The 14,525-nt window shown below is 63.4% G+C and carries 17 protein-coding genes and 1 tRNA gene; 11 read left to right on the top strand and 7 right to left on the bottom strand.

The features are described from left to right. The first annotated feature begins 10 nt into the window (after positions 1-10). From ABVV53_RS13470 to ABVV53_RS13460, 3 genes are read left to right on the top strand one after another with little or no spacing between them, the layout of a single operon-like run. A complete protein-coding gene (locus tag ABVV53_RS13470; protein ID WP_353984939.1) occupies positions 11-319 on the top strand; it encodes a DUF1330 domain-containing protein in 309 nt (102 codons plus the stop codon). Further along, the gene (locus ABVV53_RS13465; protein WP_353984938.1) at positions 316-570 is read left to right on the top strand and encodes a hypothetical protein; all 255 of its coding nucleotides are present in this window, start codon (positions 316-318) and stop codon (positions 568-570) included. Before ABVV53_RS13470 ends, ABVV53_RS13465 begins: the two co-directional genes overlap by 4 nt. After that, positions 567-1,430 (top strand): TIGR03620 family F420-dependent LLM class oxidoreductase, encoded by an 864-nt coding sequence (locus tag ABVV53_RS13460; RefSeq protein ID WP_353984937.1) that lies wholly within the window; start codon positions 567-569, stop codon positions 1,428-1,430. Before ABVV53_RS13465 ends, ABVV53_RS13460 begins: the two co-directional genes overlap by 4 nt. A gap of 141 nt (positions 1,431-1,571) precedes the next feature. On the opposite strand, the gene ABVV53_RS13455 is transcribed toward ABVV53_RS13460, so the two are convergent. Together ABVV53_RS13455 and ABVV53_RS13450 are read right to left on the bottom strand one after the other, a co-directional pair. Beyond that, complete coding sequence (locus ABVV53_RS13455; protein WP_353984936.1) at positions 1,572-1,709, bottom strand: hypothetical protein; 138 nt, start codon at positions 1,707-1,709, stop codon at positions 1,572-1,574. 842 nt (positions 1,710-2,551) lie between these two features. Next, positions 2,552-3,448: an AraC family transcriptional regulator gene (locus ABVV53_RS13450; RefSeq protein WP_353984935.1), complete on the bottom strand. Its 897-nt coding sequence runs from the start codon at positions 3,446-3,448 to the stop codon at positions 2,552-2,554. Between the two features lie 154 nt (positions 3,449-3,602). Between ABVV53_RS13450 and ABVV53_RS13445 the strand changes: the two genes are divergently transcribed. Together ABVV53_RS13445 and ABVV53_RS13440 are read left to right on the top strand one after the other, a co-directional pair. Further along, positions 3,603-4,325, top strand: coding sequence for an SDR family oxidoreductase (locus ABVV53_RS13445; RefSeq protein ID WP_353984934.1), 723 nt, complete (start codon positions 3,603-3,605; stop codon positions 4,323-4,325). A gap of 221 nt (positions 4,326-4,546) precedes the next feature. Beyond that, the gene (locus ABVV53_RS13440) at positions 4,547-5,323 is read left to right on the top strand and encodes a recombinase family protein (RefSeq protein ID WP_353984933.1); all 777 of its coding nucleotides are present in this window, start codon (positions 4,547-4,549) and stop codon (positions 5,321-5,323) included. A gap of 315 nt (positions 5,324-5,638) precedes the next feature. Here the strand turns inward: ABVV53_RS13440 and ABVV53_RS13435 are convergent. Next, positions 5,639-5,725: transfer RNA gene (locus tag ABVV53_RS13435), tRNA-Leu, on the bottom strand. 110 nt (positions 5,726-5,835) lie between these two features. Then, positions 5,836-6,684 (bottom strand): MJ0042-type zinc finger domain-containing protein, encoded by an 849-nt coding sequence (locus ABVV53_RS13430; RefSeq protein ID WP_353984932.1) that lies wholly within the window; start codon positions 6,682-6,684, stop codon positions 5,836-5,838. A gap of 142 nt (positions 6,685-6,826) precedes the next feature. On the opposite strand from ABVV53_RS13430, the gene ftsE reads away from it, so the two are divergent. The 4 genes from ftsE to ABVV53_RS13410 are packed head-to-tail and all read left to right on the top strand — an operon-like array spanning position 6,827 to position 9,816. Then, complete coding sequence (gene ftsE / locus ABVV53_RS13425; RefSeq protein WP_353984931.1) at positions 6,827-7,546, top strand: cell division ATP-binding protein FtsE; 720 nt, start codon at positions 6,827-6,829, stop codon at positions 7,544-7,546. 13 nt (positions 7,547-7,559) lie between these two features. Then, positions 7,560-8,504, top strand: a complete 945-nt coding sequence (locus ABVV53_RS13420; protein ID WP_419956780.1) for a cell division protein FtsX — start codon at positions 7,560-7,562, stop codon at positions 8,502-8,504. Between the two features lie 8 nt (positions 8,505-8,512). Beyond that, on the top strand, positions 8,513-9,052 hold the full coding sequence (locus tag ABVV53_RS13415; protein WP_353984930.1) for a YdcF family protein: 540 nt from the start codon (positions 8,513-8,515) through the stop codon (positions 9,050-9,052). Next, positions 9,031-9,816, top strand: coding sequence for a lysophospholipid acyltransferase family protein (locus ABVV53_RS13410; protein ID WP_353984929.1), 786 nt, complete (start codon positions 9,031-9,033; stop codon positions 9,814-9,816). Before ABVV53_RS13415 ends, ABVV53_RS13410 begins: the two co-directional genes overlap by 22 nt. A gap of 38 nt (positions 9,817-9,854) precedes the next feature. Here ABVV53_RS13410 and ABVV53_RS13405 read toward each other — a convergent pair whose 3' ends face one another. Both ABVV53_RS13405 and ABVV53_RS13400 read right to left on the bottom strand, forming a co-directional pair. Next, a complete protein-coding gene (locus ABVV53_RS13405; protein ID WP_353984928.1) occupies positions 9,855-10,775 on the bottom strand; it encodes a prephenate/arogenate dehydrogenase family protein in 921 nt (306 codons plus the stop codon). A gap of 28 nt (positions 10,776-10,803) precedes the next feature. Next, the gene (locus ABVV53_RS13400) at positions 10,804-11,916 is read right to left on the bottom strand and encodes a pyridoxal phosphate-dependent aminotransferase (protein ID WP_353984927.1); all 1,113 of its coding nucleotides are present in this window, start codon (positions 11,914-11,916) and stop codon (positions 10,804-10,806) included. A 99-nt stretch (positions 11,917-12,015) separates the two neighbouring features. Here ABVV53_RS13400 and metX point away from each other — a divergent pair, with 99 nt between their 5' ends. After that, positions 12,016-13,122 (top strand): homoserine O-acetyltransferase MetX, encoded by a 1,107-nt coding sequence (metX, locus tag ABVV53_RS13395; protein ID WP_353984926.1) that lies wholly within the window; start codon positions 12,016-12,018, stop codon positions 13,120-13,122. A gap of 4 nt (positions 13,123-13,126) precedes the next feature. Continuing rightward, complete coding sequence (gene metW, locus ABVV53_RS13390) at positions 13,127-13,714, top strand: methionine biosynthesis protein MetW (protein ID WP_353984925.1); 588 nt, start codon at positions 13,127-13,129, stop codon at positions 13,712-13,714. Between the two features lie 9 nt (positions 13,715-13,723). Here the strand turns inward: metW and fdhD are convergent, their stop codons facing one another. Then, positions 13,724-14,521, bottom strand: a complete 798-nt coding sequence (gene fdhD, locus ABVV53_RS13385; RefSeq protein ID WP_353984924.1) for a formate dehydrogenase accessory sulfurtransferase FdhD — start codon at positions 14,519-14,521, stop codon at positions 13,724-13,726. Positions 14,522-14,525 lie beyond the last annotated feature (4 nt).

Here is a 14,525-nt window from a genome sequence, read left to right as displayed (position 1 = left end):
AACGGGAACGATGCCAGCTTACATTATCGTCTATCGCGAGACTCCGGTAACGGATCGGGCCGCCATTGACGAATACTCGCGCATCAATCGCGAGAACGCCCCTGCCTTCCAGGAGAAGTTCGGCATTCGCCCTCTGGTCGTCTACGGCGCGTCCGAGGCTCCGGAAGGCAGCAACCCCGATGGCATTGTCATGCTGCAGTTCCCGACCGTAGAAGATGCGCGCGCCTGGTACGACAGCCCTGCGTATCAGGAGGCCCTTGCCTACCGCAAGGAAGCGGCCGACTGGCGCGTAGTTATCGTCGAAGGGCTGCCCGGATGAGCGATGGCGGCACGCCCGACAGGCAGCGGATCGAAAACCTTCCGCCGAAGGCTCTGACTCCCGAAATTGAGGCGTTGTTCCCGATCATGCTGCCGCCAGGCCCCCGGGCGAAGGGGGCCGACTTCAATGCGCTTGCGGCGATCCTGAACACGGCAGGTGCGGCGAATCGAGCGGCGGGTCTTCGAGCCGGCGACCTCCGCCGGACTGCCCCAGTTCAATTGCCGGCTGTGGCACAAGGGTGCACCACATGAATGCTCAAGCGCGCGTCGGACGCATCGGTGTGTGGTCGCTCGAGCTTCGCTTCGGTGATCATGGCGAAGCGGCCGAAGCGGCGAGCGAGCTCGACGAACTGGGATACTCTGCAGTTTGGGTGCCGGGCGGTATCGGCGGAGACCTGACTGGCGACCTGGATCGCCTGCTCGCCGCAACCCGCAGCATGACAATTGCAACGGGCATCCTCAACATCTGGAAGCATGAGCCCGCCGAAGTTGCCGAGTGGTGGCACGGGCTGGAGCACACGAGGCAGCAGCGTGTCCTGCTCGGCCTCGGCGTTAGCCATGCCCACGTGATCGGGGACGCGTACAAGAAGCCGCTGGCGGCGATGCGGGACTACCTCGGCTTGCTCGACGAAGCCGGCTTACCCGAACAGGCGCGGTGTCTGGCTGCGCTTGGCCCCAAGATGCTGGAACTCGCTCGCGAGCGTACCGCCGGCGTGCACCCCTACCTCATCACGCCGGCACATACCGCGCTTGCTCGACAGGCTGTCGGCCCGGACAGGCTGGTCGCACCGGAGCAGGGAATAATCCTGGAGAAGGATCCCGTCCGCGCACGCGAGATGGGGCGAGCCGCGCTGTCGCACTATAGTTCGTATCCGAATTACCGCAGCAGTTGGCAGCGGCTCGGCTTTTCCGAGGGCGAGATGGATGCCCTAAGCGATCGTCTCGTCGATGCACTCTTCGCCTGGGGAACGCCGGAGGTGATCGCCGAGCGGGTGGGGCAGCACTTCGCCGCTGGAGCAGACCACGTCTGCATCCAGGCGATAACCGGGGCAGGCGTGAGTGTCGCGGCGGCCCGGCCTATCTGGCGCGAACTTGCGGGAGCATTGCTCTGAGCACCCCGCCGCTCGTCGCTCAAACGGTTGTTTCTAGCAGGACGGTGGCGAAGTTCGCCGCGTGGTGCCGACCTCCCTTCACCGATGCAGTTGATACAACCGGCGTTCTACGTTCTAAGAAGAGGCGAGCGGGCAGAGATGTCACACGAGAGAAGCGAAGCCGAGTATCGCATCGGCAAAGGGATTGTCGTGATCGCGATCGATCACTTGCGGGTTGGCGAGAGCGATATGCCGGGCCTGTAGGAGGCAAGCCTTGTCCCGATCGCTGAGGCCAATCATACCGTCCTGCAGGTTGCCTTGGAGGGGCTACGCGAAGGTACCCTACGGCCGGGATTGCAGCCCATTAGCCCCAGTGTGAGCGTCGGCGAAGGGCAGTCGATGGGCGGCCACATCGCGATTCTGATGCAGGCGGCACCGCAGCTTCGACGGCTTGCGATGCTGGGATCTAGCGTGTCGTGCACTCGCCTGCCAGCCAGGGACCGGGCAAACGACATCTGTCTGCTGGGCAAGGATGATCGCGCCGAGGGTCCCCGAAATTCGCCGGATTGGACGTGCGATAATACCCCCCGTATAGTCGAATCTGGATCAACGGCGGAACCGCGGCGGGCATTATGCCTGCGGCCGTCATGAAGGCGGCCCCGCGGCTCACGCCACAATCCGGCGCAGGGATGGCCGATCCAGCCTTTGAGACCTCCGGCTCGTTCAGCCCCTTATCTGATCGACTCACGATGCATTGCCAGGTAAGATCTTGATTATGGGTAGCGTGCACAAGTTCCAGCGTCCGCCGAAGAACGAGCAACAGTTTAAGGGCTATCGGCCGACCCTGCCAAGTGGATCGCGGCGCGGGAAATTGGCGCGTTGGCAGCCCCGCGATTGGCAGAAGACTCTCATCGCATGGTCGGCGCTTGTGTTCCTTGCTGTCGGGATTTGGGCTACCGGCAAGTTAATGTAGCGGCAATCGCCGCTGGCGCCGCTTGCAGGCATCCAGAACAACACGATCTCTCCCGTTCGCTGCTTGTCGCGTGCTACCTCTAGTGCCTCTCAGCACAGCGGCATGAACGGCAGCTTGTGCGAAGCGCGCCAGAGCCGCGGGATGTCTGCGATTGGGTCGCCATGAAGCTTCAAGCGGCGATGGGGTTCTGCTCACTTACTTGAGCGCGACGAACGTCAATCGACGGCGGCGCCCCGAACAGGCGCCTGTACTCACGGCTGAACTGTGATGGGCTCTCGTAGCCGACCGCGAAGGCCGCCGCCGATGCACCGACGCCTTGGCTCAGCATCAAGCGACGTGCCTCTTGGAGACGTAGCTGTTTCTGGTATTCCAATGGAGTCAGTCGCGTCACTGCCTTGAAATGCTGATGGAACGAGGATGGGCTCATGCCCGCGACCTCGGCAATCTCAGCCACGCGTAGGGGCCTCTCCGGACGCTCGCGGATGTGGGCCGCTGCACGTGCGACGCGAGCGAGGTGGCCGTCGGCGGCTGCCATCCGCCGCATCATAGGCCCGCATGGGCCCTGCAGTAGGCGGTACAGGATCTCGCGCTCTACGAGGGGTGCGAGGAAGGCGGCATGGGCGGGCTGGTCAAGCACGCCGACGAGGCGGCAAGCCGCATCGACCAACTCAGGATCGATCGGGTATGCGGCGAGAACTGGAGCGGAAGCGCTCGCCGCATCGTTCCCTGCTGCCAGCACCAGATCGCTGAGCACACCCAAATCGAAGTCGATCTTGCAGCAAAGGTATGGCGCTTCGTGGCTGGCTTGGACGACATGGCCGACGAGTGGTAGGTCCAAGGACACCACGAGATGGTGTGCAGCATCGTACAGGATGACCTGGTCACCCAGAGCGACGCGCTTGGCGCCTTGTGCGATCAGGCAAGCTGATGCTTCGTAAACGGCTGGCAAGGGCGCGCTAGGCATATCCGCGCGGAACAGCGACAGACGGGGCAGGGCGGTTGCGACCATGCCCGTTGACGGCAGATGGCGCGAGATCAGGTCGGCGAGATGGGCAGCGTTGCGCATGGCGGTCTTCTGCCCCTGCGCTGGCAGATTGCAAGGTCCTGTCTTCCAAATTCGTAGTATCGGGCAAGTCTGCCGGATGATCGGCCTAACGGCTACGCCCTGTATCGCTCCATATCCTCGCTAGCCCCACAAACCGGTGCAATGGAGACAACGTATGCCCACCATCAACAAAACCATCCTCATCACCGGTGCATCCAGTGGCATCGGCGAGGCCGCCGTTCGCGAGCTTGCCGGAACCGGCGCCCGGCTGTTCATAGGTGCTCGCCGGGCCGAGCGGCTCGAGGCGCTAGCGCACGAACTTGGCGGCAACCTTGCCTGGCGTACGCTCGACGTGACGGATGCAACCGACTTCCAGGCCTTTGCAGACGCCGCTGTCGAGCGGTTCGGTCGAGTCGATGCGCTGGTCAACAATGCGGGTGTGATGCCGCTGTCGGCGCTGGCGGCAGTCAAGCTGGATGAGTGGAACCGCATGATCGACGTAAACGTGCGCGGAGTGCTGCACGGCATCGCCGCCGTGCTCCCTCGCTTCGTAGCGCAGCGGTCCGGGCACGTCGTCAATGTGGCCTCGGTCGCGGCGCATATGGTCATGCCTACGGCTGCGGTTTACTGCGCCACCAAGCATGCGGTGAAGGTGATCACCGAGGGCTTGCGCCAGGAGCATGACGAGGTGCGCTCGACGCTGATTTCGCCTGGCGTCGTCGCGACCGAGCTCGGCCACGACATCAGCGTGCCCGAAGTCGCGGACGGCCTTCGAACCTGGCGCAAGAAGTCGCTAGGGCCCGACGCGATCGCTCGGGCTATCCGCTACGCGCTAGAACAGCCGGACGGCGTGGACATCAACGAGATCATCGTGCGACCAACCGCTGCCGATATGTAAGCTTGAAGGGGCAAAGCGGTGCGCTTTGCCCCTTCAAGCCCGCGCCAGCCGATTGCCCGATGAGCCGGTCCGAGCAACTGGCGGCGGGCGAGTGCAGTAAGCCACTGTCGACCAAGGTTAAGCTCGTCGCGATAAAGCCAAGCGCACCTATGCGGTCTTGAGGCTGCACTGAACAAGCGTCCGCTTTCGGAAAGCAGCAGAGTGGCTCTAAGTGGCGGCTTATGGTTCTTATCAACCTCAGCGGCATGCTGAACGAAGGGCGGCATGATGGCGGCTTCTCAGATGGCAACATGGAGCGGCCCGGCATCGAGGCCCCTATGAACGAAGTCGATGCGGGCCGTGTCGATGTGATCGTCGTCTACAAGGTCGATCGCCTCACTCGCAGCCTTGCCGCCTTTGCCAAGATCGTCGAACGGCTCGATGCGCGGCAAGCCAGCTTCGTCTCTATCACCCAGGCGTTCAACACGACTACTAGCATGGGACGCCTCACACTCAACGTGCTGCTCTCGTTAGCACAGTTCGAGCGCGAGGTTACCGGCGAGCGCATTCGCAACAAGATCGCGGCCTCAAAGAAGAAGGGCTTGTGGATGGGCGGTCCGGTGCTCCTTGGATACAAGGTGATCGATCGCAAGCTGATCGTCGTCCCAGAAGAAGCCGAACGGATGCGCATGATCATGCTGCGCTATCTGGACGCGGGGTCAGCTCCAGCGCTGCTCCAGCAGCTCAATGTGGAAGGCATTGGAACCAAGGTGCAGGTGCGGAGCAGCGGACCCCACGGGGGAGGCATCCCCTTTAAGCGTGGCAGCTTGTTCTACTTGCTAAAGAACCCTGTCTATCGGCGCATGCTGGTCCACAAGGACAACCTCTACCTAGGCGAACACCAGCCGATCGTTGGCCAGCAGCTCTGGGATGCGGTTCAGGCGAAGCTTGCGGAAGGCACCGTCGCGACGCGAGACCAACGATCCGCAAAGAGCACTACTACAGGGGATAGTCGCTGATCCACAAGGCCGGGCGATCGTGCCGAGCTACGCTACCAAGGGCAAACGTCGGTACTGCTACTACGAGACTCGCAAGGAATGCTCCTGGGTCTCGCCGGCTGATGTCCTGAACCGCGAGTAACAGACCTGCAGCGAGGGTGCGGCGGGGTTCTTCCAAACGGAGAATCCAGCTGTTTTCGTGACTATGTGCTGGGTCTCGGCGGCGGTCTCTATCTTCACCGTATCTGAAAATCGACGGCGAGAAGGCGCAGCACTGCGCGGCTGTGCACCAGCCGGGTGCCCGAAGGCGAAACTCAGTGCTGTTCCGAAACTGCCTGGTGCGGTCGAGAAGACTCGAACTTCCACGGGCTTTCGCCCACAACGACCTCAACGTTGCGCGTCTACCAATTCCGCCACGACCGCTAAATCTCGGGATGCGCTGACGCTCTTCCCGGGGCAGGAGCGCGCCCTTAGCAAAGGCTTTGAAAGGCTGCAAGCGGCGATAACGATTGTTTTCGCGACTGCTGCCCGGTTCAGGCCGGCTTCCATCCTATTTCTGCCGATTTGGCCGACTTTGGAACGTCGGTCACGGCTTCGTTTATGGTGATTGTCTCGCCCGGTGCCAGCTCCCGCTTGGGCGGCACGACTTCCCAGCTGTAGACGATGCGGTCTCGCGCATCACGCAGCACGATCAGAATTGTCGGCACGTAACGGCTCTCTCGGCCGATATTGCTGACCGTCCCGCTGGCACCGAAATACTCGGTGCCGTTAGGAAGAGTGCGTCGGTCTTGCCGCTTGGCAGGAAAATCCAGCACGAGGTCCTGTTGCGCTTGCGCGAAGGTGGGTCTTGCGACCGGAACCCAGTCTGGCAGGCCGGCCCAGGCGACCAGCCCCGCGAGCCCCAATGTTACGACCGCGAATACGATAGCCGCCAGCATCCCGATCTTCGCCCAGTTGCGCCGGGGCCGAAAGGGAGGCGCGAAGTCGAAGCGCGAAGGGCTCTCGTCCGAAAACTGGGTTTCGCTCGTATCATCGTAGTAGGTGCGCCGGGGCCCTTGCGCCGGCTCGCGATCCGCCAACGGCGGCTTCGGAAGCTCGTCCACGGGTTTGTGGGTGCGGGGTGCTGGCTGGGGCGCTTCAGGCAAAGGGCCATCCACCGACGTGGGCGCTGGCGGTGTGTTGCCTGACGGTTCGGTTGGGGGTGTGGGCGTACTGCCTGCTTCGGCTGTCGCGCCCGGACCAGCTTCGGTCAGGTCCTCTACCGATGCGTACTGGAACCAGCTGTGGCGGCACTTGGCGCACCGCACCGTGCGGCCTTCCACGCCGATCGCACTGTCCGGGACCGCGTAGCGGGTCGCACAAGCGGGGCAGGCGATGATCATAGTGTCACCCTAGACATGAGAACGGCCCATGCGACAAGACGATGACCAGCGGCTTCATGGTTCTGAGCTCTTTTTTCCACATTCATTGACCGCCATAGCCCGTTCGGCGTACCTCGCGCACTCCGTTTTTGAAGACGAATTGATGAGCATTACGGCTGGGGACGAAATCGTCCATTTCGACAACGTGGGCCTGCGCTACAGCACCGACCGCGAGGTGCTGAGCGACTTGTCGTTCACGCTGTTTCCCGGCACCTTTTATTTTCTGACCGGCGCGAGCGGCGCGGGCAAGACCTCGCTTCTGCGGCTGCTCTATCTCGCGCAGCGGCCATCGCGAGGCGTCATTCGCATGTTCGGCAAGGATGCGATCACCACGCCCCGCAGCGGCCTGCCCGCGATGCGGCGACGGATCGGAGTGGTCTTCCAGGATTTCCGGCTGGTCCCTCACTTGAGCGCGTTTGATAACGTGGCGCTGCCCTTGCGCGTCGCGGGCTTTGGCGAGCGAGAGATAGCCGGGCCTGTTGCCGATATCCTGGACTGGGTGGGCTTGGCGGACCGCCGCGATGCGCGGCCGGCGACGCTATCTGGCGGAGAACAGCAGCGTATCGCCATCGCGCGTGCAGTGATCGGGAGGCCGGACGTGCTTGTGGCGGACGAGCCCACAGGAAACGTCGATCCGGAGATGGCGGTGAAGCTATTGCGACTGTTCGAGCTGCTTAACCGTCAGGGCACGACGGTCGTGGTAGCCACCCACGATGTTCATTTGTTGAAGAAGGTCTCCAATCCGCTGATCATGCGGCTTGATCGGGGACGCCTTTCCGATCCAACCGGCGCGTTGCGATACCCGCCGCGGCGGGTAACGTAAGGGGCATGAGAACATGAGCCGGGCTTCACCGGACAAGAGCCCGGGCAGGATCGGGCGGCGTCGCGCGCTTTTCGCAAGAGGTGAGGCCGAGCTCGTGCCGCAGGCACGCCTTTCCGGCCCGATGCCGTGGGTCATCGCGATCATGGTAGCGTTGACGGCCATCGCGCTTGCTGCCGGCCTTACTCTTGGCAACACGGTGACCGCTGCCACGGCGGAGATCGAGGGCGGGGTGACTGTACAGATCGTCGAGCCCCGAACGGACTTGCGCGAGCGGGAAGTGACCCGAGCGCTCGCCGCGCTCAAAGTGCTTCCCGGCATTCAGAGCATACGCTTGGTGCCCCAGGAGGAACTGGATAAGCTGGTCGCGCCTTGGCTCGGCTCAGTCGACGAGGACCCGGCCGCAGCGGCAATTCCGGTCCCCGCCTTGATCGACGTTCGGCTCAGACGGCCCACTACGCGGTCACAAGTTGCAGTTGTCGAAGAGGCGCTCTTACCGGTTGCCCCGTCCGCACGCGTCGATGCGCAGGCCACCTGGTTGCGGCCGGTATTCGATGCGATCGTCTCTCTGCAGTGGCTGGCGATCGCACTGGTCGTGCTGCTCGCGGGCGCCTTGGCGGCAGCGGTGCTGCTGGCGGCGCGTTCGGCCCTCGGGACCAACCGCGACACGATCGAAATCGTTCACCTGCTCGGCGGCACCGACACGCAAATCGCTCGCGTATTCCAGCGCTCGATCGGATGGGACGCGGCGGGGGGAGGCGCAGTCGGCCTGGCGCTGGCAATGATGGTCATCCTGGGGCTGGGGCGCCGCTTTTCCGGGCTTGGAGCGGGCATGGTGAGCAGTGGCGGGCTTGTTTGGACCGACTGGCTGCTGCTTGCACTCGTGCCGCTGCTGGCGACGCTGCTGGCAATGCTGACTGCCCGGCTGACCGTGATGCATGCGCTGCGTAAGATGCTATAAGCTCTCTCATGTTCCGCCGCATCGCCGCATTCTTCTTACTGCTATGGGTTTTTGGTTTCCTGTGGTTCGCAGTCACGCTGCCGCAACCGGCGGACGGCCAACGTACGGATGCAGTTATCGTTCTTACAGGAGGTCCGGGCCGTATTCCGCGCGCGATCAACGTGTTGCGAGAGGGGCTTGCGCCGCGTCTGCTTGTTTCGGGTGTGGATCCCGAAGTCCGCACCGTCGAGTTCGCACGCGAGTACAACGTCTCCGAGCGTTTGATGCAGTGCTGCATTACACTGGGCTACCGCGCATTCGACACCCGGTCCAACGCGGTGGAGGCCGGCAACTGGTTGCGTGCGAACGGCGCCCGTTCTGTGCGCGTGGTCACTGTCGACTGGCACATGCGCCGCGCGGCGTATGAGCTGGGTCGGGCGTTGCCAGCCCACATAGCAGTGCTGCGCGACGCCGTGCACAGCGAACCGTCCTTGCAAGTTCTCTTCCTCGAATACCACAAGCTGCTGGCACGCTGGATGATCGATACATGGCAAAGGCTACGTCAGTGACACGTCCGATCCAAGTTTTGCGTAATGTTCTTTTCTATGTGGCGTTCTACGTTGGATCAGCCGGCTATGTGCTTTCGGCTTTGGCTATGCTGCCAATCAGCCGAGACCGCTTCGCGCGGGTAGTCGTCGGGTGGAGCCGATATCATCGAACCTGTGCCCGGTTGCTGCTGGGCATTCGCGTGGTCATCGAGGGTGAACTGCCGCTGTCCCATGCCCTTGTCGCGATCAAGCACGAGAGCTTCTTTGAGGCGATCGACTTGCCCTACCTGCTCAACGAACCCGCCGTTATAGCCAAGGCCGAGTTGCTGCGCATTCCACTCTGGGGGAAGGCAGGGCGCAATTTTGGCCTGATCGGCGTCGAACGGGATCAAGGGGCCAAGGCTCTGCGCACGATGCTGAACGAGGCACGGACGATGATCGCCGCCGGTCGGGTTCTGGCCATCTTCCCCGAGGGGACGCGGATACCGCACGGGCACACGGCACCGCTCGGCTCGGGCTTTGCAGGGCTCTACAAGCTGCTTCGCCTTCCGGTCGTCCCCGTGGCGGTGGATAGCGGGCCGCTCTATCATCGGACGTGGAAGCGATCGGGGACGATCACCTATCGAGTTGGCGCGCCCATCCCTTCCGGCCTTCCCCGGGATGAGATCGAGGCGAAGGTAATCGCGGCGATCAATGGACTAACCCCGGAGGCGCCCTTTCAGGAGAGCGCCAACGGTGCGGGACTTCCGCAGGCGACGGCTCCCGGCCTGCCGCGCAGGGCTTAGTCGGCCGACGTCTACTTTGCAGCGCGGAGGCGAGAGCTTTAGCCCTCTGTCGCATCGTGGTCGGCCCGTCCGAAATCCGGACGGGCATCGTCCTGCCCTTCCTCGATGATCGAGCGGCGGATCGCGCGAGTGCGAGCAAATTGGCTGAACAGCATTTCGCCGTCTCCGATGCGAATCGCGCGCTGAAGCGCAGTGAGATCCTCAGTGAAGCGCTGGAGCATGGTCAGCACCGCTTCGCGGTTCGATAGGAACACGTCGCGCCACATGGTCGGATCGGAGGCTGCGATCCGGGTAAAGTCCCGGAAGCCGCCAGCGGAATATTTAATCACCTCCGAGCGGGTGACTTCCTCAAGATCCGACGCGGTGCCGACGATCGTATAGGCGATCAGGTGCGGCAGGTGGCTGGTTACGGCAAGCACTAGGTCGTGATGCTCGGGGTCCATGATCTCCACGTTCGCGCCCAGAGCCTCCCAGAACGCGACGAGGCTGGACAGCTTCACGAGGTCTGTCTGCGCCGGGGGCGTGACGATGCACCAGCGGTTTCGGAAAAGCTGCGCGAAGCCTGCGTCAGGACCTGAGTTCTCAGTGCCTGCCACCGGGTGGGCAGGGATCACAAGGTGATCCGGCAAGGCCTCGCCAAGGGCTTTGGCGACGGCTTGCTTGCTCGAACCCACGTCGCTGACGAGCGCTCCGGCTGGAAGGCTCGCGCGCACGTCTGCCGCTGCGGGCCCCATCGCACCCGGCGGCACGCAGAAGATGATCAGATCGGCATCGGCAGCCGCTTCGGCAGACGTGTCGCAGACCTTGTGGACGAGTCCGCGCTCTGCTGCGCGGGCACGAGTCCCGGGGTCGATGTCCGTGCCGGTGGTAAAGACGTCGGGAAGATAGGCCTGCACAGCCAGTCCGATGGACCCGCCTTGCAGGCCAAGACCGATGATGGCGACGCGCTGGAAAGTCATGTCCCCGCGCCTTTCATTCCCAGACCGTTCACTTCGCTGCCTCGGCCATTTCGCCCAAGGCGGCTGCGATGGTGTCCATGTCACGGGCATGGCCGATCGTGAAGCGCAGCGCCTGGGGCAAGCCCTGACCGGGAAGCCAGCGCACGATATAGCCGCGCTCAGCCAGCCCCTGGTACGCAGCCTCGGCAGTGAGCGCCCCTTGAAACAGGACGAGGACGAAGTTGGCTTCGCTAGGAAGCGCCCGCAAACCATGATTGCCGAGCGCTTCCACGGCTCGGACAAAGCTGGCGCGAACGTCCAGGTTATGCAGTCGACTGTGCTCGACGAAATCTGCATCTTGAACGGCGGCCAGAGCGACCGCCTGGGCGCTGTTGTTCAGGTTGAAGGGGCCGCGGATGCGATTGAGCACTTCGATCACCCCGGCCGGGCCGGTCGCCCAACCCACACGTTCGCCGGCAAGGCCGTACGCCTTCGAGAAAGTGCGGGTTACCAGCACATTCGGCTGCGATGCCGCCAATTCGAGTGCGCCGTCGTCATCCTCTGGTGCAACGTATTCGGCATAGGCCTGGTCGATGACGAGCAGGACCTCGGGAGCCAGAGCAGCATGCAACCTTGCGATTTCGCCGCGGGGGAGGAAGCTGCCGGTCGGATTGTTGGGATTGGCGACGAACACCACACGAGTCCTGTCGCTCACCATCGAGAGCAACACGTCGACATCGGTGCCATAGTCCGCATCGGGAGCAATCACCGGAGTGGCGCCGCAACGGCGCGCGACAATCTCGTAAAGCGAGAAGCCGTAGCGGACGTACAGCACTTCATCACCCGGTCCTGCATAGGCATTGGCCGCAATGCCGAGCAGTTCGCCCGATCCTGTTCCGCACAGTATCCGCGCCGGATCAATTCCGTGCAGTTCGCCAAGAGCCGCACGCAAGGAGGTGCTGTCAGGGTCCGGGTAGAGCGAGGGCTCCACTGCACTTGCCCGCGCTGCCAGCGCGGCCGGGCTTGTGCCCAACGGGTTCTCGTTGGCGGAGAGCTTGATCAGCGGCCTTCCATCCGCGCCTGTCGATTTGCCCGGCACATAGGCGTGGATCGCTTCGATCCACGGTTTGGGAGCGGGCACACGGGTAGAGATCAGGTTCATGATCGGCGGCCTTTAGCGAAGGAGGGGCCAGATTGCACCCCGCGATTGAAAGGCCGCCATTGACAGGGGAGAGGGGCTGCCCCAATTCCCCCGGTCACCATGGCAACGGCTCCGACCATCGACACGAGCGAAGTTCTGACGCTGCCTCAGCCTCTGCGGCTCGACGGCGGCCAGAGCCTGTCTGGCGTGCACATAGCTTACGAGAGCTACGGCACGCTCTCCCCTGCGCGCGACAATGCGATCTTCATCGCCCATGCCCTCACGGGCGATCATCATGTCGCCAGCCCCCATCCCAAAACCGGCAAGCCCGGCTGGTGGGTGCGCATGGTCGGTCCCGGCAAGCCGATCGATACCGACCGATACTATGTGATCTGTGCCAATGTGCTGGGTAGCTGCATGGGTTCGACCGGCCCCGCCTCGACAGGGCCCGAGGGCAATCCGTGGGGCATGCGCTTCCCGGTAATCACCATTCGCGACATGGTGCGCGGACACGTCGCACTGCTGGACGCCCTGGGGATCGAGCAACTGCATGCCGTAGTCGGCGGTTCGATGGGAGGAATGCAGGCGCTGAGCCTTGCCGCGAATTTCCCTGAGCGCACGCGTGCCGCCCTCGTGATCGCGTCCACGGCGCGGCACTCCGCTCAGAACATCGCGTTTCACGAGGTAGGACGCCAAGCGATCATGGCCGATCCAGCCTGGCGTGAAGGCAATTACTATTCGCACGGAAAGGGCCCGGAAAAGGGCCTCTCGGTGGCGCGAATGGCGGCGCACATCACCTACTTGTCGGAAGCCGGGTTGACCGAGAAATTCGGACGACGCTTGCAGAACCGCACTGAGAAAACCTTCGGGTTCGACGCAGACTTCCAGGTCGAGAGTTATCTGCGCTATCAGGGGCTGGCGTTTACCGATCGCTTCGATGCCAATGCCTACCTCTACATCACGCGGGCTATGGACTACTTCGATCTTGCAGAGGAGCACGGGGGCATGCTCGCGAATGCATTCGCCGCCAGCAAGGCGCGCTTCTGCCTCGTCAGCTTCGACACGGATTGGCTCTATCCGACAGCCGAATCGCGCAACGTCGCCCACGCTCTAACCGCGGCAGGTCTGCCGGTCAGTTTTGTCGAGCTTTCGGCGCCTTTCGGGCACGACTCATTCCTGCTGGACGTTCCCGCGCTCGACCGGGTGGTCGCAGGGTTCCTGGGGTAAGGTGATGGTTCTGCGCCCCGACCTCGCGGTGATCGCAGAGAGCGTTGCACCCGGCTCAAGGGTGCTCGACGTCGGCTGCGGTGACGGTGCGCTTATCGCCGCTTTACGTGACCGCAAAGGGTGCGATGCACGCGGGATGGAGATCGATCCCGCTAACGTCGCCGAATGCGTCGCGCGCGGCCTTTCGGTCATCCAGGGCGACGCTGACAAGGACTTGGCCTTCTACCCGGACTCCTCCGTAGAGTACGCCATTCTGAGCCAGACGCTGCAGACGACGATGCGCCCCGATCGCGTGCTGGAGGAACTGCTGCGGATCGGGCGGAAGGCCTTCGTCAGTTTTCCGAACTTCGGACACTGGAAAGTCCGCACGTCGCTGCTGTGGAACGGCCGCATGCCGGTAACTCGGCTGCTGCCGATCGCCTGGTACGCGACGCCGAACATTCACCACGCCACCGTCAACGACTTTCGCGACATGGTGCGCGAACGGGGAATCAAGGTGGAGCAGGCCTGGTACCTGAGTGGCGACCGTCGCTGCAGTCCGGCAGCGGCCAGCTTTCGCGCCGAACACGCCGTTTTTCTGCTGGCGCGCTGACGGCGCCAGCTAGTCAGCAAGACGCTCCTGGGCCGCAGCCGCTGGGCCCGCTACAGCCAACACGCTGTCATCGCGTGCGAGCGCCCACAGGCTCAGTCCTGCCGCTTGTGCGCGCTTCACGGCCATGCTCGTCGGCAGTGACACTGTGACCAGCGTGGTTGCGCCCGCCCGCACGGCTTTCTCCACGATCTCGTAACTGCATCGCGCCGTCGAAAGAACAAAGCCTGTTGCCAGCGGTTTGCCCGATCTCGCACTGACGCCGACGAGCTTGTCGAGCGCGTTGTGCCGGCCCACGTCCTCGCGCACGTGAACAAGGCTGCCGTCGAGCGCCACGTGCGCTGCGGCGTGGGCGGCGCCTGTCGCTCTTCCCAGCGGCTGATGATCGCGCAGATGGCTTAACGCGCGGAAGATCGCCTCGCTCGCAATGGGCTCGTGGGGAGCCACGGCCGGCAAGGGCCGGGCGACCGCTTCGAGATTCTCGATACCGCACAAACCGCAACTCGATTCGGCAACGCGCGCGCGCACGCGTTCTCCCAGCTTCTCGGCGCCGAGGCCCTCGACGGTGGTTCTCACGACCCAACCATTCTCGACTTCGGCCACCGCGACGTCCAGGACCTGAGTTGCGGTTGTCGCCAGGCCTTCGCCGATAGCAAAGCCGGTTGCGAAGTCCGCCAGATCTGTCGGTGTGGCCATCATCACAGCGTAGGCAACGCCGTTAAACTCAAGCGCCACGGGAGCTTCGGGCACCCATTGGCGCTCAACCTGGAGGCGGCGCCCGTCTGCCGTGACTTCGACCGCTCCACCCATGTCA

The organism is Novosphingobium kalidii (genome assembly GCF_040534015.1).
Taxonomy (GTDB): Bacteria; Pseudomonadota; Alphaproteobacteria; order Sphingomonadales; family Sphingomonadaceae; genus Novosphingobium; species Novosphingobium kalidii.
The sequence above is the reverse complement of the archived record's forward strand: the minus strand, read 5'-3'. Positions and strand labels throughout refer to the sequence as shown.

What these genes read in the sequence shown, in the direction of transcription:
- ABVV53_RS13470 (WP_353984939.1), top strand. Translation starts at nt 11, where the DNA reads ATGCCAGCTTACATTATCGTCTATCGCGAGACTCCGGTAACGGATCGG.
- ABVV53_RS13465 (WP_353984938.1), top strand. Translation starts at nt 316, where the DNA reads ATGAGCGATGGCGGCACGCCCGACAGGCAGCGGATCGAAAACCTTCCG.
- ABVV53_RS13460 (WP_353984937.1), top strand. Translation starts at nt 567, where the DNA reads ATGAATGCTCAAGCGCGCGTCGGACGCATCGGTGTGTGGTCGCTCGAG.
- ABVV53_RS13455 (WP_353984936.1), bottom strand. Translation starts at nt 1,709, where the DNA reads ATGATTGGCCTCAGCGATCGGGACAAGGCTTGCCTCCTACAGGCCCGG.
- ABVV53_RS13450 (WP_353984935.1), bottom strand. Translation starts at nt 3,448, where the DNA reads ATGCGCAACGCTGCCCATCTCGCCGACCTGATCTCGCGCCATCTGCCG.
- ABVV53_RS13445 (WP_353984934.1), top strand. Translation starts at nt 3,603, where the DNA reads ATGCCCACCATCAACAAAACCATCCTCATCACCGGTGCATCCAGTGGC.
- ABVV53_RS13440 (WP_353984933.1), top strand. Translation starts at nt 4,547, where the DNA reads ATGGTTCTTATCAACCTCAGCGGCATGCTGAACGAAGGGCGGCATGAT.
- ABVV53_RS13430 (WP_353984932.1), bottom strand. Translation starts at nt 6,684, where the DNA reads ATGATCATCGCCTGCCCCGCTTGTGCGACCCGCTACGCGGTCCCGGAC.
- ftsE (WP_353984931.1), top strand. Translation starts at nt 6,827, where the DNA reads ATGAGCATTACGGCTGGGGACGAAATCGTCCATTTCGACAACGTGGGC.
- ABVV53_RS13420 (WP_419956780.1), top strand. Translation starts at nt 7,560, where the DNA reads ATGAGCCGGGCTTCACCGGACAAGAGCCCGGGCAGGATCGGGCGGCGT.
- ABVV53_RS13415 (WP_353984930.1), top strand. Translation starts at nt 8,513, where the DNA reads ATGTTCCGCCGCATCGCCGCATTCTTCTTACTGCTATGGGTTTTTGGT.
- ABVV53_RS13410 (WP_353984929.1), top strand. Translation starts at nt 9,031, where the DNA reads ATGGCAAAGGCTACGTCAGTGACACGTCCGATCCAAGTTTTGCGTAAT.
- ABVV53_RS13405 (WP_353984928.1), bottom strand. Translation starts at nt 10,775, where the DNA reads ATGACTTTCCAGCGCGTCGCCATCATCGGTCTTGGCCTGCAAGGCGGG.
- ABVV53_RS13400 (WP_353984927.1), bottom strand. Translation starts at nt 11,916, where the DNA reads ATGAACCTGATCTCTACCCGTGTGCCCGCTCCCAAACCGTGGATCGAA.
- metX (WP_353984926.1), top strand. Translation starts at nt 12,016, where the DNA reads ATGGCAACGGCTCCGACCATCGACACGAGCGAAGTTCTGACGCTGCCT.
- metW (WP_353984925.1), top strand. Translation starts at nt 13,127, where the DNA reads ATGGTTCTGCGCCCCGACCTCGCGGTGATCGCAGAGAGCGTTGCACCC.
- fdhD (WP_353984924.1), bottom strand. Translation starts at nt 14,521, where the DNA reads ATGGGTGGAGCGGTCGAAGTCACGGCAGACGGGCGCCGCCTCCAGGTT.